Raw genomic sequence first — 21,356 nt, forward strand, 5'->3', positions numbered from 1 at the left:
CATCGTGTCGAATGCACAGTCCGGCCTGCCCGTAGGGCGTGGCCTCCTCTACCTGATCGTCGCCGGCGTCGCCTGGGGCACCGCGGGCGCCGCCGCCTCGCTGGTCTACCGGCTCAGTGACCTGGGCCCCGTCGCCCTGTCCTTCTGGCGCTGCGCGGCCGGCCTCGTGCTGCTGCTCGCCGCCCGGCTGCCGCGCCGCCTGGCAGGGGCGGCCGGTCCTCGGCGGCGGTCGGCCGGCCGCCGAGCACGGCCCGTCGGTCCTCGGCGGCGGTCCGCCGATCGCCCGGTACGGTCCGTCGGCCTTCGGCGGCGGTCGGCCGGCCGCCTGGTACGGTCCGTCGGCCTTCGGCGGCGGTCGGCCGGCCGCCCGGTACAGCCCGCCGTGTCCGAGCCGCTCGGCCGCAAGGTGCTGCGGACCGCCGCCACCGGGGTCGGCCTCGCCGTCTTCCAGACCGCCTACTTCGCCGCCGTGCGGTCCACCGGACTGGCCGTGGCGACCGTCGTCACCCTCGGCGCCGGTCCGGTGCTGATCGCGCTCGGCGCCCGGCTCGCCCTCGGGGAGCGCCTGGGCCGGGGCGGCGTCGGCGCGGTCGCCGGGGCGCTGGCCGGGCTCGCGGTGCTCGTCCTCGGCGGGGGCGGCGCGACCGTACGTCCCTGGGGTGTGGTCCTGGCGCTGCTGTCCGCGGCCGGGTACTCGGTGATGACCCTGCTGACCCGCTGGTGGGGCCGGGACGGCGGGGCGGACGCCGCCGCCACGTCGGTCGGCGCGTTCGCCGTCACCAGCCTGTGCCTGCTGCCCTTCGCCCTGGCCGAGGGTCTGGTGCCGCACACCGTGGAGCCGGGGCCGCTGCTGTGGCTGCTGGCCTACGTCGCTGCCGTGCCCACCGCCCTCGCCTACGGCCTGTACTTCGCGGGCGCGGCCGTGGTCCGGTCTGCCACCGTGTCCGTGATCATGCTCCTGGAGCCGGTCGCCGCGGCGGTGCTGGCCGTCACCCTGCTCGGTGAGCACCTCACACCGGCCACCTCGGCCGGCACGCTGCTGCTGCTCGGGTCGGTCACCGGCCTCGCGGTCGCGGAGGCGCGTCAGGCGCGGGGGCGGCCGGCGCTCGTGTGACCGGGACGGGGGCCCTCCCGGGCGGGAGGGCCCCCGCGGCCGGTGTCACGGCGCGGAGAGGTAGTCCGGCAGCGCGGTGCCGGGGGCCAGGCCGGGGTCGGCGACCGGGGCGTCGTAGCCCTTGCGCAGCGGGAGGAGTCCGGCCCAGTGGGGGAGGGCGAGGTCCTCGGGCTCGTCGTTCACGCCGCCGGAGCGGGCCTTGGCGGAGACCTCGCGCAGGTCGAGGCGGAGGACGGCGGTGGCCGCCAGCTCCTTCCGGTTGGCGGGCCGGGAGTCGCGGGAGCGGCCCGCCACGACGTGGTCGACCAGGGCGTCGAGGGCGGTGCGCTTCTCCTCGGGGTCCGTGACGTCGTACGCGGTGCCGTGCACCACCACCGACCGGTAGTTGACGGAGTGGTGGAAGGCGGAGCGGGCCAGCACCAGCGCGTCCACGTGCGTGACCGTCAGGCACACCGGCAGCCCCGGGTCGGCCTGCCCGGCCATGCGCAGCGGGCGCGAGCCCGTCGAGCCGTGCACGTAGAGCCGCTCGCCGACCCGGCCGTACAGCGTCGGCAGCACCACCGGGGCGCCGTCCCGGACGAAGCCGAGGTGGCAGACGTACCCCTCGTCGAGGATCGAGTGCACCACGTCCCGGTCGTACGAGGCGCGGCCCGGGGAACGGGTGGGGACGGTGCGGTCGGTCGGGGGGTAGGCGGTGGCGGGCTGTGCCGTGGACCCTGCGGTCCCCGTGGTCCCCTGCATGGTGGTCTCCATTGCACTAGTGCATAATAGGCTTTGTGCTAGGAGACTATCCGATCAGTGGGCGGCGCGCAGCCGACATTTCCGCGAGCGTCGAGCGCGCGGTGGGCGCGGGAGAGCTGGAACCGGGGCAACTACTGCCTCCCATGAGGGAGTTGGCCGAGCGGCTCGGGGTGAACCCGAACACCGTGGCCGCCGCGTACCGCACCCTGCGCGAGCGCGGGGTGATCGAGACGGCCGGGCGCCGGGGCAGCCGGGTGCGGGCGAAACCGGCCACCACGGGGCGCGAGTTCCTCCGGGTGGAGGTGCCCGAGGGCGTCCGTGACGTGTCCGACGGCAACCCGGACCCGGCGCTGCTGCCCGCGCTCGCCCCGGTGTTCGCCGCCGCGGCCGAGCACAACGACCGGCATCCGGTGCTGTACGGGCACGAGCCGGCCGAACCCGAGCTGGTCCGCCTGGCGCGGGCCGAACTGGACGCCGACGGGGTCCCCGGCGGCCCGGTGGCCGTCACGTCCGGCTCGCTGGACGCCATGGAACGCGTGCTGGCCGCGCACCTGAAACCCGGGGACGCCGTCGCCGTCGAGGACCCGGGCTGGGGCAGCCTCCTCGACCTCGTCCCGGCGCTCGGGCTGCGCACGGTGCCGGTCGGCGTCGACGACGAGGGGCCGCTGCCCGACGACGTGCGCCGCGCGCTGACGTCCGGCGCCCGCGCCCTGGTCGTCACGGACCGGGCGCAGAACCCGACCGGCGCCGCGCTGAGCCCTCCCCGCGCGCGTGCCCTGCGCTCCGTGCTCCGCGAGCACCCGGAGACCCTGCTGATCGAGGACGACCACGGCCACCGGATCGTCGACCTGCCGCTGTGCCCGCTCGCCGGTACGACGCACCGCTGGGCCTTCGTCCGCTCGGCCGCCAAGGCGTACGGACCCGACCTCAGGCTCGCCGTCCTCACCGGCGACGCGGTCACGCTCGACCGGGTGCGCGGGCGCCAGCGGCTCGGCCCCGGCTGGGTCAGCCGCATCACCCAGCGCGCCGTGGCCCGGCTGTGGGCCGACGGCGCGGCGGACCCGGCGGTGGTGGCCGCGGCCTACGGGCGGCGACGGGAGGCGCTGCTCGACGCCCTCGCCCGGCGGGGTGTGCCGGCGCACGGCCGCAGCGGTATGAACGTGTGGATCCCGGTGCCGGACGAGACCGGCGTGGTCGCCCGGCTGCTGGGCGCCGGGTGGGCGGTCGCGCCGGGGGCGCGGTTCCGGATGAGCGCACCGCCGGGGGTGCGGGTCACGGTGTCCACGCTGGGGGAGGGGGATGTGGGGCTGCTGGCCGACGCGGTGGCCGGGGCGCTCGGCCCCGGGCCGGTGCGGAGTTATGTGTAGAGCGGGTGCGGGGGAGCTGGCGTGCGGCTCCCCGCGCTCCTGCGGGCGCGGCTCCTCGTGCTCCTGCGGGCGGGGCTCCTCGTGCTCCTGTGGGCGGGGCTCCTCGTGCTCCTGCCGGCGCGGCCCCCGTGCTCCTGCGGGCGCGGCTCCTCGTGCTCCTGCCGGCGCGGCCCCCGTGCTCCTGCGGGCGGGGCTCCCGCGTTTCTGAGGGCGCGGTCTACGGCGGTGTCAGTTTGCGGAAGTCCCAGGAGACCGTCTTCCGAGGGGTGAGGCGGAGCCAGGCGTGGCGGCCGTCGTGGGGCAACTCGTCGACGCCGAAGTACTTGCGGGCGAACAGCGTCTCCGGCAGGTCCAGTTCGGCGCACAGCTCGCCCGTGCGGGGCACCTCGCCCACGGGTTCGACGCTGCCCGACAGCTCCACGCCGCGCAGTTCGTCGTACTCCTCCCCGGTGTCGACCACGACCGCCACCCGCGGGTCGCGGCGCAGATCGGCCCAGCGCCTGCTGCGCACCACCGAGTACAGCCACAGGGAGCCGCCGTCCCAGACGAACCACAGGGTGCTCACGTGCGGGGCGCCGTCGGCCGACACCGTGGCGACCCGGCAGGTGCGCTCGGTGGTCAGGAACGCGTCCAGCTCGCCGGGCGTCATCATGATCCGGCGGCCCCGGCGCTGTGTCACGGTCATACCAGTGAGATCGACTCTCCGTCGACGGCGATCTCCACGGCGGGCAGCGGCTCGCGCGCGGGGCCGCTTTGCACACTGCCGTCCGTGATGGAGAAGTTGCTGTTGTGGCAGGGGCAGTTGATGACGCCGTCGGAGACTTCCTTCACGGCGCACCCCTGGTGTGTGCAGGTCGCCGAGAACGCCTTGAACTCACCGGCCGAGGGCTGCGTCACGACCACTTTCTGCTCGGCGAAGACCACGCCGCCGCCCTCGGGGATGTCGGCGGCCGAGGCGAGGGCCTGCGCGGTGGCGCCCTCGGCGGGGGAGGACGCCGGGCCGGTCGCGTCCGGTGCGCCGCCGGAACCCGAGCCGGTGCCGGAGCCCGTGCCCGTCCCCGAGCCGGTGTCGGAGCCGGTGCCGGAGTCCGTACCGGAGTCGGAGCAGGCGGACAGCGCGACGGCGAGTCCGGCCGCTCCGGCCGCCGCCACGACGGTGCGCCGGGCCGGTCCTGCCGAGGGGTGGAGCGATGCGCGGGTCATACGGACGTTCCCTTCCGGGGGACGACGGTGGATGATCTGCCGTGGGGTACGGCCGTGGGACACGTGCTGTTCAGACCGTGCCGAGATGCTGGCGCCCGCGCGGTAGGACGGGCGTGAGCCACAGCTGTCGCCGAGCTGTCGGGCGGCCCCGGCGGCCGGTCGTGCCGCCGGTAGCCTGGGGCGATGCTCAAGGAAGTCATCGCGACCCGTTACATCACGCCGCTGCGTGAGGGCGGTTCGCTGCCGGGGCTCGTCGAGGCCGACGACTTCGGGACGTACGTCCTGAAGTTCCGCTCGGCCGGCCAGGGCCGCAAGACGCTCGTCGCCGAGGCCGTCTGCGGGGAGCTGGCCCGCCGGCTGGGCCTGCGGGTGCCCCGCCTGGTGACCGTCGGCCTCGACCCGGTGCTGGGGCTCGGCGAACCCGACCCGCAGGTGCAGGAACTGCTCAGGTCCAGCGGCGGCACCAATCTCGGCATGGAGTTCCTCTCCGGCGCCCTCGGCTTCGACCCGCTCGCCTTCGCGGTCAGCCCCGAGGAGGCCGGGCGGATCGTCTGGTTCGACGCGCTGGTCAACAACGTCGACCGCTCCTGGCGCAACCCCAACCTGCTGCGCCACCGGGGCGACCTCTGGCTCATCGACCACGGCGCCACGATGATCTGGCACCACAACTGGCCCGGCGCCGAAGCCTCCGCCGCCCGCCCCTACGACGCCGCCGACCACGCCCTGGCCTCCTTCGCGCCGGACGTCCGCGCCGCCGCCGCGCAGCTCGCCCCCCGCGTCACCGAGGAACTCCTCGCCGAGGTCACCGCCGAGATCCCCGACGCCTGGCTGGACGGCGAGCCCGGCTTCGACGCGCCGGACGACCTGCGGCGGGCCTACGCCCGGCCCCTGCTCGCCCGGGCCGCCACCGTCCACGAGCGGATCACCGGAATCGAGGGGGACAAGTGAGCGAGCGCCACATCCACATGGCCGGCAGCGTCGTCGAACGGCACATCATCCGGGGCGGCGAGACCAACGAGCGGGACGTCTACGAGTACGTCCTCCTGCGCGTCGTCCCCCGCGTCGAGCGCGGCGAGTGCGTCAACGCCGGGGTGCTCCTGTACTGCCGCGCCAAGGCGTTCGTCGCCGCGCGCACCCACCTGGACGAGGCCCGGCTGCTCGCCCTCGATCCCCGGGCGGACGTCGAAGGGGTGCGCGCCGCCCTGCGCGCCGTGGAGGCCGTGTGCGCCGGCGGCACCTCGGCCGGGCAGGCCGCCGGCGACGACCCCGGCCGCCGCTTCCGCTGGCTGATCGCCCCCCGCTCCACCGTCGTCCAGCCCGGTCCGGTCCACACGGGCCTCACGGCGGACCCGGGGGCGGAGATCGAACGGCTGCTTGAGCTGCTGGTGCGCTGAGCGGGCCGGTGGGCCGGGGCGCACGGGGGTGATGAATCACACCGGCACGGTGTCCCGTTGACACCGCGTGCCAGGGCTTCTAGCGTCACGTCTGCCGAAGGTACTAAGCGGTCGCTCACCCGCACGAGGGCGAGGCCGCCGCAGCCGCATCCCCAGGACGAGGAGAAGCAGCATGTCCACCACTGAGCAGCGGGTCGCCGTAGTCACCGGTGCCGCGCGCGGCATCGGTGCCGCCACCGCCGTACGACTGGCCGCCGAAGGCCACGCCGTCGCCGTGATCGACCTCGACGAGGCCGCCTGCAAGGACACCGTGGAGAAGATCACCGCGGCCGGCGGCAAGGCCCTCGCGGTCGGCTGCGACGTCTCCGACGAGACCCAGGTCGAGGCGGCCGTCACCCGCATCGCCGAGGAACTGGGCGCGCCGGTGATCCTCGTCAACAACGCCGGTGTGCTGCGTGACAACCTGCTGTTCAAGATGAGCGTCTCCGACTGGGACACCGTCATGAACGTGCACCTGCGCGGCGCCTTCCTGATGTCCCGGGCCTGCCAGAAGTACATGGTGGACGCCAAGTACGGCCGCATCGTCAACCTGTCCTCGTCCTCCGCCCTCGGCAACCGCGGCCAGGTCAACTACTCCGCCGCCAAGGCCGGTATGCAGGGCTTCACCAAGACCCTCGCCAAGGAACTGGGCAAGTTCGGCGTCACCGCCAACGCCGTCGCCCCCGGCTTCATCGCCACCGACATGACCGCCGCGACCGCCGAGCGTGTCGGCATGGGCTTCGAGGACTTCAAGGCCGCCGCCGCCACCCAGATCCCGGTGCAGCGCGTCGGCGAGCCCGACGACATCGCCAACGCCGTCGCCTTCTTCACCGGCGAGGCGGCCGGCTTCGTCTCCGGCCAGGTGCTGTACGTGGCCGGCGGACCGCTCGACTAGGAAGCTGGGGACAGACGGACATGACGGAACTCTCGGGCAAGGTCGCGCTGGTCACCGGCGCCAGCCGCGGCATCGGCTACGGCGTCGCCGAGGCCCTGGTCGCGCGCGGCGACCGGGTCTGCATCACCGGACGCAACGAGGACGCCCTGAAGGAGGCGGTCGAGAAGCTCGGCGCCGACCGGGTCATCGGCGTCGCGGGCAAGGCGCACGACGAGGCCCACCAGGCCGTAGCCGTGGAGCGGGTGATGGAGGCCTTCGGCCGGGTCGACTACCTGGTCAACAACGCCGGGACCAACCCGGTGTTCGGGCCGATCGCCGACCTCGACCTGAACGTCGCGCGCAAGGTCTACGAGACCAACGTGATCTCCGCGCTCGGCTTCGCCCAGAAGACCTGGCACGCCTGGCAGAAGGAGAACGGCGGCGCGATCGTCAACATCGCCTCCGTGGCGGGCATCGCGCCCTCGCCCTTCATCGCCGCGTACGGGGTCAGCAAGGCCGCGCTGATCAACCTGACCGGCCAGCTCGCGCACGAGTTCGCGCCCAAGGTGCGGGTCAACGCGATCGCGCCGGCCGTGGTGAAGACCAAGTTCGCCGCCGCGCTCTACGAGGGCCGTGAGGAGGAGGCCGCCGCGGGCTACCCGCTGGGCCGCCTCGGCGTGCCCTCCGACGTCGGCGGCGCCGCCGCGTTCCTCACCTCGGAGCAGTCCGCCTGGGTCACCGGGCAGACGCTGGTGCTCGACGGCGGCATCTTCCTCAACGCGGGCGTGAGCTGAGGCACGGCGGGGGCGTTCTCCGGCAACGGACGGCGCCCTCGCCGCGCGGGCATCTGGCTTCTTCACGCAGAGAACACTTGCCTTCTTCGCGCGGAATGATCTCCTCCAGGGCATGACAACGTAGTCACCCGTCGAAACGATCAAAACGCCTGTTCAAAGCGGGTCCGGAGGGACAGCCGCTGCGATATGGTCGCCCGAGTTCGGCACCGCCACACGGGGGATCGATGAACGTGCGCGTGTTCAACCGGAACCGGAACCGACGCCTGCGCTGCGTGGCCGCGGGGGCGGCCCTGTCCTTACTGGCCGCGGGATGCGGCGTCCTCTCGCCCGACGACCCGGACCGGGACGAGCCGATCGTCGTCGGCACCACCAGCGCGCCCAGCACGCTGGACCCCGCAGCCTCCTGGGACGGCTCCTGGGAACTGTTCCGCAACGTCTACCAGACCCTGCTGAGCTACCCCAACGGCGCGACCACGCCCCGCCCCGACGCCGCGCGGAACTGCGCGTTCACCGACAGTTCGAACCAGGTGTACCGCTGTGAGCTGCGTACCGGACTGACCTTCTCGGACGGCGACCCGCTCGACGCTGCGGCCGTCAAGTACTCGATCGACCGGATCAGGGCCATCGACGTCGACGGCGGACCGGCCGGACTGCTGGGCAGCCTGGAGCGGGTCCAGGCGCCGAGCGAGCACGAGGTCGTCTTCCACCTGAACAAACCGGACGCCACCTTCCCGTTCGTGCTCGCCACCCCCGCGATGTCCCTCGTCGACCCCGACACCTACCCGGCCGACGCGGTGCGCCGGGACGGCGAGGTCGTCGGGTCGGGGCCGTACGTCCTGAAGTCCTTCGAGGACGGCGAACGGGCCGAACTGGTCCGCAACGACCGGTACCAGGGCTACGCGGAACGCCGGAACGACGCGGTGACCATCGAGTACTTCGATTCCTCCCCGGCCATGGTGAAGGCGCTGCGGGCCGGGCGCATCCAGGTGACCTTCCGCGGTCTGGCCGCGGACGACGTCATCGACCTGGAGAGCGGCACCGCCGACGAGGAGGACCTCCAGCTGTTCGAGGGCACCGGGGCCGACATCAGCTACCTCGTCTTCGACCCCGACGACCCCTGGACGGGCCGCAAGCCCGTACGGCGGGCCGTCGCCCAGGTGATCGACCGGGCCGCGATCGCCCACGACGTCTACCGGGACACCGTCGACCCGCTGTACTCGATGGTCCCGCAGGGCGTGACCGGGCACACCACCGGCTTCTTCGACGAGTTCGGCGACCCCAGCGCCGACAAGGCCCGCGCCATCCTCACCCGGGCCGGCATCGACGAACCCGTCCCCCTCACCCTCTGGTACACCACCGACCGCTACGGCTCCGAGACCGCCCTGGAGTTCAAGGCGCTCGAACGCCAGCTGGAGGCCTCCGGCCTGTTCACGGTCACGCTCAGGAGCCGCCCGTGGAAGACGTACGTCGCCGGCTACCAGAAGGGCGAGTACCAGGTCTTCGGCCGGGGCTGGTTCCCCGACTTCCCGGACGCCGAGAACTTCATCGCCCCGTTCGTCGGGGAGCAGAACGCCCTGGGCACGCCCTACCGCGTCCCCGCGATCACCGACGACCTGCTGCCGCGCTCCCGCCGGGCGAGCGACCGGGCCGAGGTGGTGGAGGAGTTCGAGGAGGCGCAGCGCGTCCTCGTCGACGACGCCCGGCTGCTGCCGCTGTGGCAGGGCCGGCAGTACGTGGCGGCCAGCGAGGACATCTCCGGCGCGGAACGGGCGCTCGACCCGTCGACGATCATGATGGTGTGGGAACTGCACCGCAAGACGAGCTGGTAGGCCGGGTTGCCGGTCTTGCCGGTCTCCCGGTCTCCCGGCACCGGTTGTCAGTGGTCGCCTGTAGGTTCTGAGGTGCTGGAGCGACCGCACACCGTAAGGAAGTTGACGTGACCGACATCGCCATGCTGCCCGAGTCCTGGCGCGAGGTGCTCGGCGGCGAGCTGGAGCAGCCCTACTTCAAGGAGCTGACGGAGTTCGTCGAGGAGGAGCGGGCGAAGGGTCCCGTCTACCCTCCGCGCGAGGAGGTCTTCGCCGCCCTTCAGGCCACGCCGTACGACCAGGTGAAGGTGCTGGTCCTCGGGCAGGACCCGTACCACGGCGAGGGGCAGGGGCACGGCCTGTGCTTCTCGGTCCGCCCGGGCGTGAAGATCCCGCCGTCCCTGCGGAACATCTACAAGGAGCTGCACGCGGAGCTGGACGTCCCGATCCCGGACAACGGCTATCTGATGCCGTGGGCGCAGCAGGGCGTCCTGCTGCTCAACGCGGTGCTCACGGTCCGCGCGGGCGAGGCCAACTCGCACAAGGGCCGCGGCTGGGAGCTGTTCACGGACGCGGTGATCCGCGCGGTGGCCGACCGGCCCGACCCGGCCGTGTTCGTGCTGTGGGGCAACTACGCCCAGAAGAAGCTGCCGCTGATCGACGAGGAGCGGCACGTGGTGGTCAAGGGCGCGCACCCGTCCCCGCTGTCGGCGAAGAAGTTCTTCGGCTCCCGGCCGTTCACGCAGATCAACGAGGCGGTCGCGGCGCAGGGCCACGAGCCGATCGACTGGACCATTCCCGACCTCGGCTGATCTGGCCGCGTCTGCGGGGTGATCGGCGGGCGGGGGCCTAACGTCGTCGGCAACAGCCGGATGAGTGGCGCGGAGGACGCGGTGGCCCAGGGACAGGAGCGGACGGCACCGGACGCCGTACCGACCCGGATCGCGCAGGTCGTCATGTTGCATCACGCGGGCGACCGCGAGGAGGCCCGCAACCGGTACCTCGGCCTGTGGGCGGAGATCGGCGAACAGGGCTACCCGCTGCACCGGTGCACCCTGGCCCACTACCTCGCCGACACCCAGGACGACCCGGCGGACGAACTGGCCTGGGACCTGCGGGCCCTGTCCGCCGCGGAGGAACTCACCGCCGGGTGCCCGGCGGACCACGAGGGCGCGCTCGCCGCGCGTTCCCTCTATCCCTCCCTGCACCTGAACCTGGCGGCCGACTACGACCGGCTCGGCCGCCCCGAGGCCGCCCGGCTGCATCTGTGGCGGGCCCGCCGCGCGGCCGAGTCGCTGGGGGACGACCGCTATGCCGCGGGCGTCCGCGCGGAGATCGGCCGGCTGGAGCGCAGCCTGGGGGAGGGCGGTTCCTCGCCGGACGGCCCTTGGGGGCCGCCGCGGCAGCGGCCCTGAGCGGGGAGGCGGGAGAACGGGGGTGTGCGCGGGGGCGGTTCCGGGTCCAGGGGGGGGCGGGGCCGGTGGTTTCAGCGGCCGTACGTCTGGCGGCAGATGGACGCCTCGGGACTGTCCGGATGCCAGCGGCCGTACGTCCGGCCCAGGGCACACACGTCCGCGCCCTCGCCGCGCTGTCCGCGGGCGGCTGGTGGGGCTTCGGGGAGCGCCGGGGCGGACCGAGGAGGCCGGGCCGGCCGCGGCCGGGCCTTCGGCGGAGCGGCCGACGGGTGCCGTCGGGGCGGGGCGGCGGACGGTGCCGGGCCGCCGCGTGCCGCGTCGTTCTTCCGGGAACGCGGTCCGTTCGGTCCCCTCGGCCCGTTGGTCTCCTCCCGCCTGTCCGCCGCGCCGGTCTGATCCGCGTCGTCCGGCTCGTCCGGCTCGTCCGGCTGGTCCGGCTGGTCCGGCTGCGAGGAGGGGCCGGTCGACTGCAGCGATTCGCGGGCCGGAGCCTCAATCGGCGGGGGCCGCCGGGAGCCGTCCGGGCGCGGGGCGGAGGGCCGGGCCGCCTCGCCCGCCGCCGGGCCGGGGGCGGGCGGGCGCTGGACCGTCACACAGCCGGTCACGGCCGTGACGGCGGCGGTTATGGTCGCGGTCACCAGGAGCGTCACGGAGGTCGTCGTTCGCTGCACCCGCGCCACTCTGCTGGCCGCCCGCTCCCCACGGCGCCGGACCGGCCCAGGATGCCCCGCACGGGTGATCCCCGGGCCCGCCGCCGACCCCGGCCCGCAGCCCCGGCCCCCGGGCCCGCAGTGGCTGGCGCGTCCGTCGGCCCCCGGCGTCCGTCCGTCCGTCCCGGCCTCCGCCCCCGGGCCCGCCGCCGACCCCGGCCCGCAGCCCCGGCCCCTGGGCCCGCAGTGGCTGGCGCGTCCGTCGGCCCCCGGTGTCCGTCCGTCCGTCCGTCCCGGCCTCCGCCCCCGGGCCCCCGGCCCGCCGCCGACCCCCCGCCCGCAGCCCCGGCCCCCGGCCCCCGGGCCCGCCGCGGCCGACGCGACCGCGCGCACCCTCGCCACCCGCCACCCGCCACCCCCGTATGCTGCCGAGCGCACCCGGGTCGGCGACCACGGGGCGACCACCAGAAGAACCCCCTTGAGGAGAACGCCCGTGAAGGTCGGCTGCATCGGACTCGGTGACATCGCGCGCAAGGCGTACCTCCCCGTGCTCGCCTTCCAGCCCGGCATCGAACCGCACCTGCACACCCGGACCCCGGCGACCCTGACCCGCGTCGCCGACGAACTGCGTGTTCCGCCGGCCCAGCGCCACGCCGACCTCGACGCGCTGCTCGCCCAGGACCTCGACGCCGCCTTCGTGCACGCCCCGACCGAGGTCCACCCCGAGATCGTGACCCGGCTCCTCCAGGCCGGCGTCCCGACCTACGTCGACAAGCCCCTCGCCTACGAACTGGCCGACTCCGAGCGGCTGGTGGCCCTCGCCGAGGAACGGAACACCAGTCTCGCCGTCGGCTTCAACCGGCGCCACGCCCCCGGCTACACCCAGTGCGCCGAACACCCCCGCGAGCTGATCCTCCTGCAGAAGAACCGCATAGGGCTGCCGGAGGAGCCGCGCACGATGATCCTCGACGACTTCATCCACGTCGTCGACACCCTGCGCTTCCTCGTTCCGGGCGAGGTCGACGACGTCACCGTGCGGGCCCGCGTCCGGGACGGCCTGCTCCACCACGTCGTGCTGCAGCTCGCCGGCGACGGCTTCACCGCGCTCGGCGTCATGAACCGGCTCAGCGGCTCCGCCGAGGAGATCCTCGAAGTCTCCGGCCAGGACACCAAGCGCCAGGTGGTCAACCTCGCCGAGGTGATCGACCACAAGGGCCAGCCGACGGTGCGGCGGCGCGGCGACTGGGTGCCGGTCGCCCGGCAGCGCGGCATCGAGCAGGCGGTGCTCGCCTTCCTCGACGCGGTCCGCGCGGGCAGGGTGCTCAGCGCCCGGGACGCGCTGCTGACCCATGAGCTGTGCGAGCGGGTGGTACGCGAGGTCCAGGAGCGCTCCGCCTGAACCGCAGCGCCCGTACGCCCTCGACGGCGGCCCAGACGACGAGGACGGCGAGCGCCGCGTACGGCGGCCAGTCGCCGAAGCGGACGTAGGGGGTGGTGCCGTGCGCGAGCGGTACGTCGTACACCTGGGCGCCGCTCGTGTCGGTGCCGAGCCGAGGCCCGGTCCGCGCGCCGCTCGCGTCGTACACGGCGGAGACCCCGGTGAGGGTGGCGTGCACCATCGGGCGCCCGGTCTCGGCGGCGCGCAGCGCGGCCAGCGACGCGTGCTGCGCGGGCGCCCAGCTCTCCTGGAACGTCGACGTCGACGACTGGGCGAGCAGCACCTCGGCACCGTCCTCGGCGAGATGGCGGCTCATGTCCGGGAACGCGCTCTCGAAGCAGACCATCGGACCGACCCGCAGTCCGTCCCCGACTTCCATCACCACCTGCGCCGTGCCCCGTCTGCGGTCCTCGCCCGCCGCCTCGCCGACGGAGGTGGCCCAGCCGAGCAGCGAGCGGGCCGGGACGTACTCGCCGAACGGGACGAGCCGCATCTTGTCGTACCGCGCGCCGGTCGGTCCGTCCGGGCCGACCAGGACCGAACTCTTGAAGATGCCGGGCCGGTCCGAGCGCCGCGCGTCCACGTTGACCAGGACGTCGGCACCGGTCTGCCGGGAGAGCGCCGCGAGCCGCCGGGCCAGGTCGGGCCTGGCGCCCAGGTCGAAGCCGACGCTGCTCTCGCCCCACACCACCAGGTCGACGTCCTGCCCGGCCAGGCGGCGGGTCAGCTCCTCCTCGCGGTCGAAGCGGCGGGCGGGGCTGCCGGTGCCGGCCACCACCCCGGCCTGCACGACGCCGATCCGCACCCGGCCGTCGGCGCCCGACGAGGAGGCGGGCGGCGGCGACCACACCCAGGCCGCGGAGCCGGCGGCGGCCGTGGCGAGGAGCCCGGCCACGGCGGTCACCCGGGCCCGCCGCACGGCGACCAGCACGACGACGGCGGCGTTGACGGCCACGATCAGGAAGCTGACCAGCCACACCCCGCCGACCGAGGCCAGCCGCAGCACCGGCGCGACCTGCCACTGGCTCGCGCCGAGCACGCCCCACGGCCCGCCCAGCCCCTGCCAGGAACGGACCAGCTCGATCGCCAGCCACCCCGACGGCACCACGACGAGCGCCGCCGCCACCCGGCCCGGCCCGGGTGTCCCGCCCAGCAGCCGGCGCACGAGCCACCCCCACGGGGCCCACAGCGCGCCGAGCAGCGCCGCGATGACGAAGGTGAACACGTGCAGGTTCGGCAGCAGCCAGTGGTGCATCGCCAGCATGAACCCGAACCCGCCGCACCAGCCGTCGTACGCCGCCCGCCGCCCGGTCGGTGCCGCGCGCACCAGCAGCAGCCAGGGGACCAGCGCGAACCACGCCCACCACCACAGCGACGGCGCGGGGAAGGCGAGGACCGGCAGGGCGCCCGCGAGCGCCGCGACGAGGGAGCGGCGCCAGGGGGCGGTGAGCCAGTGGCCGAGGGTCTTCATGGGCGCCTCCCTACCCCGCGGTGTCTCCAGTGTGCGCCGTCGCGGTGGACCGATCAGCGGGAGACCCGTTCAGTTGATCACACCAGGGCCGGAGCCGCCGTCCGTCGCTAGGATGATCGATGATCGATCAAAACTCTCGGTAGGAGGTACTCGTGGCGCGTCCCATCACGGTGGTCACCGGCGGCAGCCGGGGCATCGGCGCGGCGACCTGTCTGCGGCTGGCGGCGGACGGGCACGACGTGGCCGTGGGCTACGTCCGGGACCCGGCCGCCGCCGAGGCGGTGGCGGCCGGGGTGCGGGAGGCCGGCGGGCGGGCCGCCACCGTGCGGGCGGACACCTCGGAGGAGGCGGACGTCGAACGGCTCTTCGCCGAGGCCGAGACGCGGCTCGGACCGGTGACGGGACTGGTCAACAACGCGGCGGTGACCGGCCCCCTGGGCCGCCTAGCCGACAGCGACACCGCCGATCTGCGCCGGGTCCTCGACGTCAACCTGCTGGGCACCCTGCTGTGCGCGCGGCGCGCGGCGCAGCTGATGTCCGCCCGGGACGGCGGCGCGATCGTGAACGTCTCCTCGGGCGCCGCGACCCTCGGCAGCCCCGGGGAGTACGTGCACTACGCGGCGAGCAAGGCGGGCGTCGACGCGCTGACGGTGGGCCTCTCCAAGGAGCTGGGCCCGGACGGCATCCGCGTCAACGCGGTCGCGCCCGGCCTCGTCGACACCGACATGCACGCCGCGATGGGCGCCCCGGACCGGGTCCGGCAGATGGCCCCGGGCATCCCGCTGCGCCGGGCCGGGCGGGCGGAGGAGATCGCCGCGGCCATCGCCTGGCTGCTGTCGCCGGACGCCTCGTACACGACGGGCGCGGTGCTGCGGGTGGCGGGCGGACGCTGAGCCGTTCCCTCAGGGGACCGGCCGTATGCGCCGACGGCGGCGGTGCGTACGGCCGGGAAGGCACCGTCCCCGCCCTCACGCCGCCTCGATCACCTCACCGCGCATCGCCGCCGCCCACTCCACCACGAGCAGCTCGTACTCCTCGCGCTCCTGGGCCGACAGCGACCCGCCCGCGCGCTGCCACAGGGCGCGGATCCGCTCGTTCAACTCGGCGGCGGAGCACACGGAATCGAGGACCGGGGCATCGGGGAACATGCCGACAAGCCTAGGGGCAAGCACTGACAGTCCGCTACCGGACGGCTACGGAGGCCGATGGACGGCGGTCCTGGTGGGCCGGCTCGCCCGCGTCCGGGCGCGGGTCGACAAGACACCCGACGACCACGAGAGACGGCTCGACAGGCTGGAGCGGTCGCAGGGGCCGCTGCCGTCGTCGGCGGCCCTCGTCGCGGCCGGGGCGCTCGGCGTCGTCCTGCGGCAGGCGACGCGGCGCTGACTCCGACGCCCAAGGGACCTTGCCATCTGCCCCATGCGGGCAGGCTCCGGGCCGTTCAGTCGTGCCTGGGTACGCTGCCCGCATGATTCGCGCAGTGATCTTCGATGTCGGCGAGTGCCTCGTGGACGAGACCCGGGAGTACGGCACCTGGGCCGACTGGCTCGGCGTTCCCCGCCACACCTTCGCCGCCATGTTCGGCGCAGTCATCGCCCAAGGCCGCGACTACCGCGACGTCTTCCAGGAGTTCCAGCCCGGCTTCGACCTGTACGCCGAGCGAGAGCGCCGCGCCGACGCCGGACAGCCGGAGACCTTCGGGGAGAACGACCTCTACCCCGATGTCCGCGACGCCCTCACCACCCTCCGCGCCGACGGGCTCTGGCTCGGCATCGCCGGGAACCAGACCGTGCGCGCAGGCCGCATCCTCCGCGAGTTGTTCACCGAGCACGTCGACCTGATCGGCACCTCGGACGACTGGGGTGCCAGCAAGCCCGACCGTGCGTTCTTCCACCGCGTCGCCGAGGCCGTCCCGGCCGAGCCCGGCGAGACGCTGTACGTCGGCGACCGCGTCGACAACGACGTCGCGCCCGCCCGCGCAGCCGGGATGCACACCGCGCTCGTGCACCGCGGTCCGTGGGCGACGATCCAGTGGCGCAGCGAGCAGGCGCAGAAGCTCCCCACCTTCCGCGTCGAAAGCCTGCTGGAGCTGTCGCCGCGGATCAAGGCGTTCAACGAGCGAGAGCGCTGACGGTCGTACCCCACTGGTACAGCCGGTCGTCCAGGTCCCGCACGCACTGCTCGTGCTGGTACGGCGCCAGCGCGCGCCGTACCTCCCGCACCCGGTCCATGCCCATCGCGTACCACGTCCGCTCCAGCAGGCCGAGTGCGCGCTGCGCGTACTCGCAGGCGGCCTCCGGGGTGCCGGTCGCGGCCTCGACGGCGGCGAGGTCCCCGAGCACGACCGTTTGCTGCTTCTCGTCGGCCGGACCGAGCGCGTCGAGGACACCGAGGAGCGTCTCCCGTGCCTGTGGTAGGTGCCCGGCCTTGAGCTGGGTGTTGCCCTTGAACGCGGCCAGCCGAACCGGGCTGAACCAGTCGAACCACTCCGGCGACTCGTGCTCGCTGCCCGCGGCGAGGACGTCCTCGGCGTGGCCGATCAGGTGCAGTGCCGTCCGAGTGTTTCCGCAGCGGGTCTCGCACTCGGCTTCCACCGCGTCGAGCCACGCGAGCAGTTCGGCCGACGCAGGGCCGCGCCGCGCGTAGGTACGGGCGGCCACCATCCGCTCGACCGTCTCGTCGCGGCGGCCGGCCCAGCCGGGGATGAACGCGGTGTGCGCGAGGACCGCGGTGCCGAGCAGCGGATCGTCGGCCTCACCCGCTGCCTGAAGCGCGCGCAGCAGGGTGTCCCCAGCACGGTCGGCGTCTCGCATGTCGAAGAACTCGATCCGCCCCGCCAGCAGGTAGGACTCGGCGAGCGCTGCGGCGATGCGGGCCCGGGTCTGCCCGACGGTCTCCGCGAGCAGGGCGCAGCCGAGGGTGGCGTGCGCGAGCGCGGCCGGGTGCAGCGTGGCCGGGGCGACGGTCCAGTACAGGCGCCGGTGGGAACGGGTGACCGCCTGGTAGTCCTCGGCAGCGCTCGCGGGCTGCACCGCCAGGGCCTGCGTCGGCACCACAGCAAGGCTTACGGCGCCAGCGGCGGCGGCGAGCATCGTCCGGCGGGGAGCCCCGGAAGTGCTCCCCCCAGGTGGGATGAATCCCAGGTCCTCCAGGGACTGGCCGAGCATCCGCGTGAGAGCCTGCCCCTGCTCGGGCTGCGGCCAGGGCGGGGTGTCGGACTCCCACCGGCGGACCTGCCGCACGCCGACACCGAGGGCCTTGGCGAAGGACTCTTGAGAGTGGTAGCCGGCCGTGAGCCGGGCTGCCTTGAACCGGGTGTTTCCCACGGGGACCTCCTGTCGGGGCTCACGCCAGTGTCGCCGAAAGACCTCTGCGTGACTAGCTATCACCCGGACGATCGAAAGAAAGTCCTCTTTCCGGCAGCGAAGAGACCTGTGCAAGTCCTCGTTCAATGGCAGGAAGGGGGCCACTCTTGTACCCATCTGATTCACCCGGTACGAGGAGCCCACATGCCGACGCCCCTACAGCCCGGCGCCTGCACCCTGGAAGACGTTGGCCGCGACTGGGACGCCATCCGCATCCCCCGCTCCGTCGGTCTCTCCGCCGCAGACGTCCTCGGCGCCCGCTCCGGCGCCATCCTCGACGACGGCGCCGTCGTCTACTTCTTCGTCCCCGTCGGTACCGCCAGCACCTGGACGGACGACACCACCCGCGCGTTGGGCACCGGCTCGACCCTCGTCGTGCCGCCGCGGCGGCGGACGGCAGGCCCGGGCCCGTTCTGGCGGATCTGTCCCAGCGACGGCGGCATGCTCACCGACCCCGGCGCCCTGGCTGCTGCGCTGGGTGACGTCACCCGGTCCCCGGTCGGGGGGCACACATGACGGCGCTCACCGAGCGAACCCCCGCGCAGCAGGCGTTCGTCGCTCTCGCCGACCACTGCGTGACCTGCCCGGTCTGCCGACCGCCCGACCTTCGCCCCGCGTCCGAACGGGACCGGTGTGAGACGGCCGAGCAGTTGGAGCGGGTTCACCGCCGGCTACTCCGAGAGGAGGGACGTTCGTGACGAGCGCACACCGCTGGGGCAGCGTGCCCGTCCCGTACATCACCCCGTGGAGCGCGGAGACCGCCACCAGCACACCCCTCACCATCCGCCACGGCCGCCTCGCCTACGAGCGTGAGGGGCCTTACGACCGGCACGACGGCGTGCTCTGGGTACGCGTGGCCTACGCCCAAGGCGCTGGCCGCCCGTATTTCCCCGGCATACACGCGTGGCGGCAGCGGCAGGCCGTCATGCACGACCTCTGCCAGATCTGCGCCGAGCCCGCCCACCTCGGCGGACGGTTCCTGTTCCTCCTCGCCGCCCGCGACGGACGGCCGATCCAGGAGGGGGAGACGACGGCGGTCCCTCCGATCCACCCGGCATGCGCCCGCCAAGCTGTCCGCCACTGCCCGCACCTCCGCACAGGCTGGGCCGCCGCCCTCGTCACAGGCACTCCGGCGTGGGGCGTGGCCGGCATCCGGTACGCGCCCGGCTCCCTGGTGGCGCTGCCCGGTCCGGACCCGAAGTGCCCGGAGGAGCTGGCGCGCGTCGCCTACACCGACGACGCCGGCCTCCGATGGGTGCTCGCGGCCCGGGAGGTCATCGAGCTGCTCGACGTCGAGCCGGTGACCGACCTGGACGCTATCGGGCAGGCGGGCATCGGATGAGGTCGCCGGGTCGACGTACGGGTGGCGTGGTTCGCTCCCGGGTGGAGCCTCCGTCCTGGTCCCGACCCATGGTCGGTTGGCGAAGAAGGGCCCTGCCGTCACTTGAGTTCCAGTGCCGCATCAGGCAACGTTCGCCTCTTTGTGACGCGCCGTTCGGGTACAGGCCCGGACGGCGCGCGTGAGCCATGCTGTCCTGGTGGCTGAACGGGTGCGGGTGCGGTAGATCGACGACGATGAGGGCCAGAGGCTGCTGGGCATCATCCGCCGGGGCACCGGGTCCGTGTGACCTGGCGGCGCGCCCAGATGGTGCTGCTGTCCGCGCAGGGCATGCCCGTCGACAAGATCGCGACGGTGACGTTCACCAGTCCAGACCGCGTCCGCGACGTCCTGCACAACTTCAATGCCGACGGCTTCGACTCGCTCTACCCGAAGTACAAGGGTGGGCGCCCCAGGACCTTCACGCTGCCCGAGCGGCGCGAGATCAAGAAGCAGAGCGCGGCGGCAAGCACAAGGCCCCCGACCGCGAGCCACGGCCCCGCCGCCGTGCGACCTACACCCGCCCGCACGGCGTCCGGCAACTGTTCGCCGCCTACGGCCTGGGCAAGGACCAGCTCTACGGCCACATCAAGAAAACCAAGAACCGCTCCAAGTTTTTGGAGTTCTGCCGCTACCTGCGCTCCCTGCACCCCGTCGAAAAGCGCATCGCGATCGTGTGCGACAACTACTCGCCGCATCTGACCACGAAGCGGTGCCGCCGGGTCGCCAACTGGGCCGAGGCCAACAACGTCGAGATCGCCTACACCCCGACCCACTCCTCATGGCTGAACCGGATCGAGGCCCAATTCACCGCCCTGCGCTACTTCACCCTCGACGGCACCGACCACGCCAGCCACAAGGAGCAGGGCAGCATGATCCGCCGCTACATCATCTGGCGGAACAAGCACGCCCAGGACGAGCGCCTACGCGCGGTCGTGAACAGGGTGAACGTCGCCTGATGCAGCCGCACCCCGACGGAACAACGCGGTCCACAGGAAGGTCACGCCGAACAGCGCTGACTCAGGGGGTTCCTCCCGCATCCGGCGCAGTTCCACCTCGACCAGGTCGGAGAAGATCCAGCGCAGCGATTCGGGGGTGTAGGCGAGGCCACCCTGCAACTCGCGTTCACGGTAGAGGTCGGCGTCGGTGAGTTCCGACCCCATTCCGGCCTCGCCGGCGACGAAGCTGGTGAGCGCGAGGTGACCGCCCGGAGCGAGGGCCCTGTCGAGGAGGGCCAGGTAGCTGACCCGGCGGTGGGGCGGCAGGTGGTGGAAGCACCCTGAGTCGACGACCAAGTCGTACGGGCCGCTCAACTCGGCAGCGGGGAGAGCGAAAGCGTCACCACACAGGAAACGGACGTCAACTCCGGCCTCGCGAGCCCGGTCCTCACCCCAGGCCACGGCCACCGGGGAGAGGTCGACGGCGTCCACCTCGAAGCCGTGCGAGGCGAGGTACAGGGCGTTGCGGCCGGGTCCGCTTCCCAGGTCCAGGGCCCGGCCGGGAGCGATCAGGCCCTGGTCGAGGTAGGCGGCCAGGTGCTCGTCCGGCTTCGACACGAAGAACGGCACCGGCCTCGACCGGTCGGTATAGAAGCGGTCCCAGAAGTCCTTGCCGTCGCCCGTCGCCAAGCGGCCAGCCTCGGATTCAGATGCGAAGAGCCCATCCAAGAGCGCGAGAACGTCCTCGACAGTGCGTACGGTCCGGTCCATCCGGCCCCCTTTCGACCGATGTCGACCATAGGAGCGAGAATGATAAAAGACCAGATGAGACAGTGTATTGCGAAGGCTGGAGAGGGCTGTTGCGAGCCCCGGAGGTCACCGGCAGGCAACCCACTCCAGCCCCCGGGCCGGCGTCCGCCCAGCCAGCCGTCAACGGCCAGAACGGGGCCACCCTCGGCTGCGGCGGGGAGACTGTTTCGACGAGTTTTCCAGCGGTGCTACAGGGCGAACGTTGTCTGATGCGGCACTAGTGTTCGTCGCAACACCCCAGCTCAGGGGATGCGATGGACTTCGAGGTTCGGGCGAACCGAGGGCCGCACGGCCCCAAGAAGTTGAGCCGCGAGCGGGAGACGTGCCTTGCGCTCGTGGATCAAGGAACTTCTCACCTTGACGCCTGCCGGATCGTTGGCATCGACGACCGGACAGGCAGGCGATGGCGTAACGGCCGGCAGGCGAACGGGAAGAACGAGGCGGCACTGCCCCTCGTGAAGACAAGACGGAGCCATGGCAGAGAGGGCTAATAACCGTACTCACCGCCCCTGCGCGGCTTACGTGGCGCCTTCCCCCAGGGGCCGGCAGGCCGTTCC

23 protein-coding genes and 1 pseudogene are annotated in these 21,356 nt (G+C 73.3%); 16 read left to right on the plus strand and 8 right to left on the minus strand.

Features of this window, described 5'->3' with window-relative positions; translation table 11 throughout:
* The first annotated feature begins 4 nt into the window (after positions 1-4).
* The gene (locus tag ACIQR3_RS33220) at positions 5-1,114 is read left to right on the plus strand and encodes a DMT family transporter (RefSeq protein ID WP_403544597.1); all 1,110 of its coding nucleotides are present in this window, start codon (positions 5-7) and stop codon (positions 1,112-1,114) included.
* A gap of 45 nt (positions 1,115-1,159) precedes the next feature.
* Here the strand turns inward: ACIQR3_RS33220 and ACIQR3_RS33225 are convergent, their stop codons facing one another.
* Complete coding sequence (locus ACIQR3_RS33225; protein ID WP_403544675.1) at positions 1,160-1,855, minus strand: pyridoxamine 5'-phosphate oxidase family protein; 696 nt, start codon at positions 1,853-1,855, stop codon at positions 1,160-1,162.
* A 35-nt stretch (positions 1,856-1,890) separates the two neighbouring features.
* Here ACIQR3_RS33225 and ACIQR3_RS33230 point away from each other — a divergent pair, with 35 nt between their 5' ends.
* Positions 1,891-3,222, plus strand: a complete 1,332-nt coding sequence (locus ACIQR3_RS33230; protein WP_403544599.1) for an aminotransferase class I/II-fold pyridoxal phosphate-dependent enzyme — start codon at positions 1,891-1,893, stop codon at positions 3,220-3,222.
* A gap of 217 nt (positions 3,223-3,439) precedes the next feature.
* Here the strand turns inward: ACIQR3_RS33230 and ACIQR3_RS33235 are convergent, their stop codons facing one another.
* Together ACIQR3_RS33235 and ACIQR3_RS33240 are read right to left on the minus strand one after the other, a co-directional pair.
* The gene (locus tag ACIQR3_RS33235) at positions 3,440-3,907 is read right to left on the minus strand and encodes a pyridoxamine 5'-phosphate oxidase family protein (RefSeq protein WP_403544601.1); all 468 of its coding nucleotides are present in this window, start codon (positions 3,905-3,907) and stop codon (positions 3,440-3,442) included.
* Positions 3,904-4,425 carry a Rieske (2Fe-2S) protein gene (locus ACIQR3_RS33240; protein ID WP_403544602.1) on the minus strand — a complete coding sequence of 174 codons (522 nt, stop codon included), beginning with the start codon at positions 4,423-4,425 and terminating at the stop codon, positions 3,904-3,906. The genes ACIQR3_RS33235 and ACIQR3_RS33240 overlap by 4 nt, the downstream gene beginning before the upstream one ends.
* A gap of 183 nt (positions 4,426-4,608) precedes the next feature.
* On the opposite strand from ACIQR3_RS33240, the gene ACIQR3_RS33245 reads away from it, so the two are divergent.
* The 7 genes from ACIQR3_RS33245 to ACIQR3_RS33275 all read left to right on the plus strand — a co-directional run bounded on the left by ACIQR3_RS33245 (position 4,609) and on the right by ACIQR3_RS33275 (position 10,749).
* On the plus strand, positions 4,609-5,373 hold the full coding sequence (locus tag ACIQR3_RS33245; protein ID WP_403544604.1) for a HipA family kinase: 765 nt from the start codon (positions 4,609-4,611) through the stop codon (positions 5,371-5,373).
* Positions 5,370-5,819 (plus strand): DUF3037 domain-containing protein, encoded by a 450-nt coding sequence (locus ACIQR3_RS33250; RefSeq protein WP_403544606.1) that lies wholly within the window; start codon positions 5,370-5,372, stop codon positions 5,817-5,819. Before ACIQR3_RS33245 ends, ACIQR3_RS33250 begins: the two co-directional genes overlap by 4 nt.
* 172 nt (positions 5,820-5,991) lie before the next feature.
* Complete coding sequence (fabG, locus tag ACIQR3_RS33255; protein WP_403544608.1) at positions 5,992-6,753, plus strand: 3-oxoacyl-ACP reductase FabG; 762 nt, start codon at positions 5,992-5,994, stop codon at positions 6,751-6,753.
* Positions 6,754-6,773: 20 nt separating this feature from the next.
* The gene (locus ACIQR3_RS33260) at positions 6,774-7,526 is read left to right on the plus strand and encodes an SDR family oxidoreductase (RefSeq protein ID WP_403544610.1); all 753 of its coding nucleotides are present in this window, start codon (positions 6,774-6,776) and stop codon (positions 7,524-7,526) included.
* A 224-nt stretch (positions 7,527-7,750) separates the two neighbouring features.
* Positions 7,751-9,355: an ABC transporter substrate-binding protein gene (locus ACIQR3_RS33265; protein ID WP_403544612.1), complete on the plus strand. Its 1,605-nt coding sequence runs from the start codon at positions 7,751-7,753 to the stop codon at positions 9,353-9,355.
* Between the two features lie 107 nt (positions 9,356-9,462).
* A complete protein-coding gene (gene ung, locus ACIQR3_RS33270; protein WP_403544613.1) occupies positions 9,463-10,146 on the plus strand; it encodes a uracil-DNA glycosylase in 684 nt (227 codons plus the stop codon).
* A 60-nt stretch (positions 10,147-10,206) separates the two neighbouring features.
* Positions 10,207-10,749 carry a hypothetical protein gene (locus ACIQR3_RS33275; protein WP_403544615.1) on the plus strand — a complete coding sequence of 181 codons (543 nt, stop codon included), beginning with the start codon at positions 10,207-10,209 and terminating at the stop codon, positions 10,747-10,749.
* Between the two features lie 71 nt (positions 10,750-10,820).
* Here the strand turns inward: ACIQR3_RS33275 and ACIQR3_RS33280 are convergent, their stop codons facing one another.
* Positions 10,821-11,387 carry a hypothetical protein gene (locus ACIQR3_RS33280; protein ID WP_403544617.1) on the minus strand — a complete coding sequence of 189 codons (567 nt, stop codon included), beginning with the start codon at positions 11,385-11,387 and terminating at the stop codon, positions 10,821-10,823.
* A 505-nt stretch (positions 11,388-11,892) separates the two neighbouring features.
* On the opposite strand from ACIQR3_RS33280, the gene ACIQR3_RS33285 reads away from it, so the two are divergent.
* Complete coding sequence (locus tag ACIQR3_RS33285) at positions 11,893-12,798, plus strand: Gfo/Idh/MocA family protein (RefSeq protein WP_403544618.1); 906 nt, start codon at positions 11,893-11,895, stop codon at positions 12,796-12,798.
* Here ACIQR3_RS33285 and lnt read toward each other — a convergent pair.
* Positions 12,722-14,308, minus strand: a complete 1,587-nt coding sequence (lnt, locus tag ACIQR3_RS33290; protein WP_403544620.1) for an apolipoprotein N-acyltransferase — start codon at positions 14,306-14,308, stop codon at positions 12,722-12,724. The two genes, ACIQR3_RS33285 and lnt, sit on opposite strands and share 77 nt — an antisense overlap.
* A gap of 152 nt (positions 14,309-14,460) precedes the next feature.
* Between lnt and ACIQR3_RS33295 the strand changes: the two genes are divergently transcribed.
* On the plus strand, positions 14,461-15,201 hold the full coding sequence (locus ACIQR3_RS33295; protein ID WP_403544622.1) for an SDR family NAD(P)-dependent oxidoreductase: 741 nt from the start codon (positions 14,461-14,463) through the stop codon (positions 15,199-15,201).
* A gap of 75 nt (positions 15,202-15,276) precedes the next feature.
* On the opposite strand, the gene ACIQR3_RS33300 is transcribed toward ACIQR3_RS33295, so the two are convergent.
* Entirely contained in the window at positions 15,277-15,456 is a 180-nt protein-coding gene (locus ACIQR3_RS33300; protein WP_403544624.1) for a hypothetical protein, read from the minus strand.
* Positions 15,457-15,529: 73 nt separating this feature from the next.
* On the opposite strand from ACIQR3_RS33300, the gene ACIQR3_RS33305 reads away from it, so the two are divergent.
* Together ACIQR3_RS33305 and ACIQR3_RS33310 are read left to right on the plus strand one after the other, a co-directional pair.
* Complete coding sequence (locus ACIQR3_RS33305) at positions 15,530-15,694, plus strand: hypothetical protein (protein WP_403544626.1); 165 nt, start codon at positions 15,530-15,532, stop codon at positions 15,692-15,694.
* Positions 15,695-15,776: 82 nt separating this feature from the next.
* Positions 15,777-16,439: an HAD family hydrolase gene (locus ACIQR3_RS33310; protein ID WP_403544628.1), complete on the plus strand. Its 663-nt coding sequence runs from the start codon at positions 15,777-15,779 to the stop codon at positions 16,437-16,439.
* On the opposite strand, the gene ACIQR3_RS33315 is transcribed toward ACIQR3_RS33310, so the two are convergent.
* Positions 16,420-17,634: a helix-turn-helix domain-containing protein gene (locus ACIQR3_RS33315; RefSeq protein ID WP_403544630.1), complete on the minus strand. Its 1,215-nt coding sequence runs from the start codon at positions 17,632-17,634 to the stop codon at positions 16,420-16,422. The two genes, ACIQR3_RS33310 and ACIQR3_RS33315, sit on opposite strands and share 20 nt — an antisense overlap.
* Positions 17,635-17,817: 183 nt before the next feature.
* Here ACIQR3_RS33315 and ACIQR3_RS33320 point away from each other — a divergent pair, with 183 nt between their 5' ends.
* The 3 genes and pseudogenes from ACIQR3_RS33320 (at position 17,818) to ACIQR3_RS33330 (ending at position 20,010) form a co-directional block, all read left to right on the plus strand.
* Positions 17,818-18,189 carry a hypothetical protein gene (locus ACIQR3_RS33320; RefSeq protein WP_403544631.1) on the plus strand — a complete coding sequence of 124 codons (372 nt, stop codon included), beginning with the start codon at positions 17,818-17,820 and terminating at the stop codon, positions 18,187-18,189.
* 178 nt (positions 18,190-18,367) lie between these two features.
* The gene (locus ACIQR3_RS33325; RefSeq protein WP_403544633.1) at positions 18,368-19,015 is read left to right on the plus strand and encodes a hypothetical protein; all 648 of its coding nucleotides are present in this window, start codon (positions 18,368-18,370) and stop codon (positions 19,013-19,015) included.
* A gap of 223 nt (positions 19,016-19,238) precedes the next feature.
* Positions 19,239-20,010, plus strand: a pseudogene (locus ACIQR3_RS33330) (transposase).
* Here ACIQR3_RS33330 and ACIQR3_RS33335 read toward each other — a convergent pair.
* Positions 19,975-20,760 (minus strand): class I SAM-dependent methyltransferase, encoded by a 786-nt coding sequence (locus ACIQR3_RS33335; RefSeq protein ID WP_403544635.1) that lies wholly within the window; start codon positions 20,758-20,760, stop codon positions 19,975-19,977. The pseudogene ACIQR3_RS33330 and the gene ACIQR3_RS33335 overlap by 36 nt on opposite strands.
* Positions 20,761-21,356 lie beyond the last annotated feature (596 nt).

The sequence above is a fragment of the Streptomyces sp. NPDC090994 genome (assembly GCF_044768905.1).
Taxonomy (GTDB): domain Bacteria; phylum Actinomycetota; class Actinomycetes; order Streptomycetales; family Streptomycetaceae; genus Streptomyces.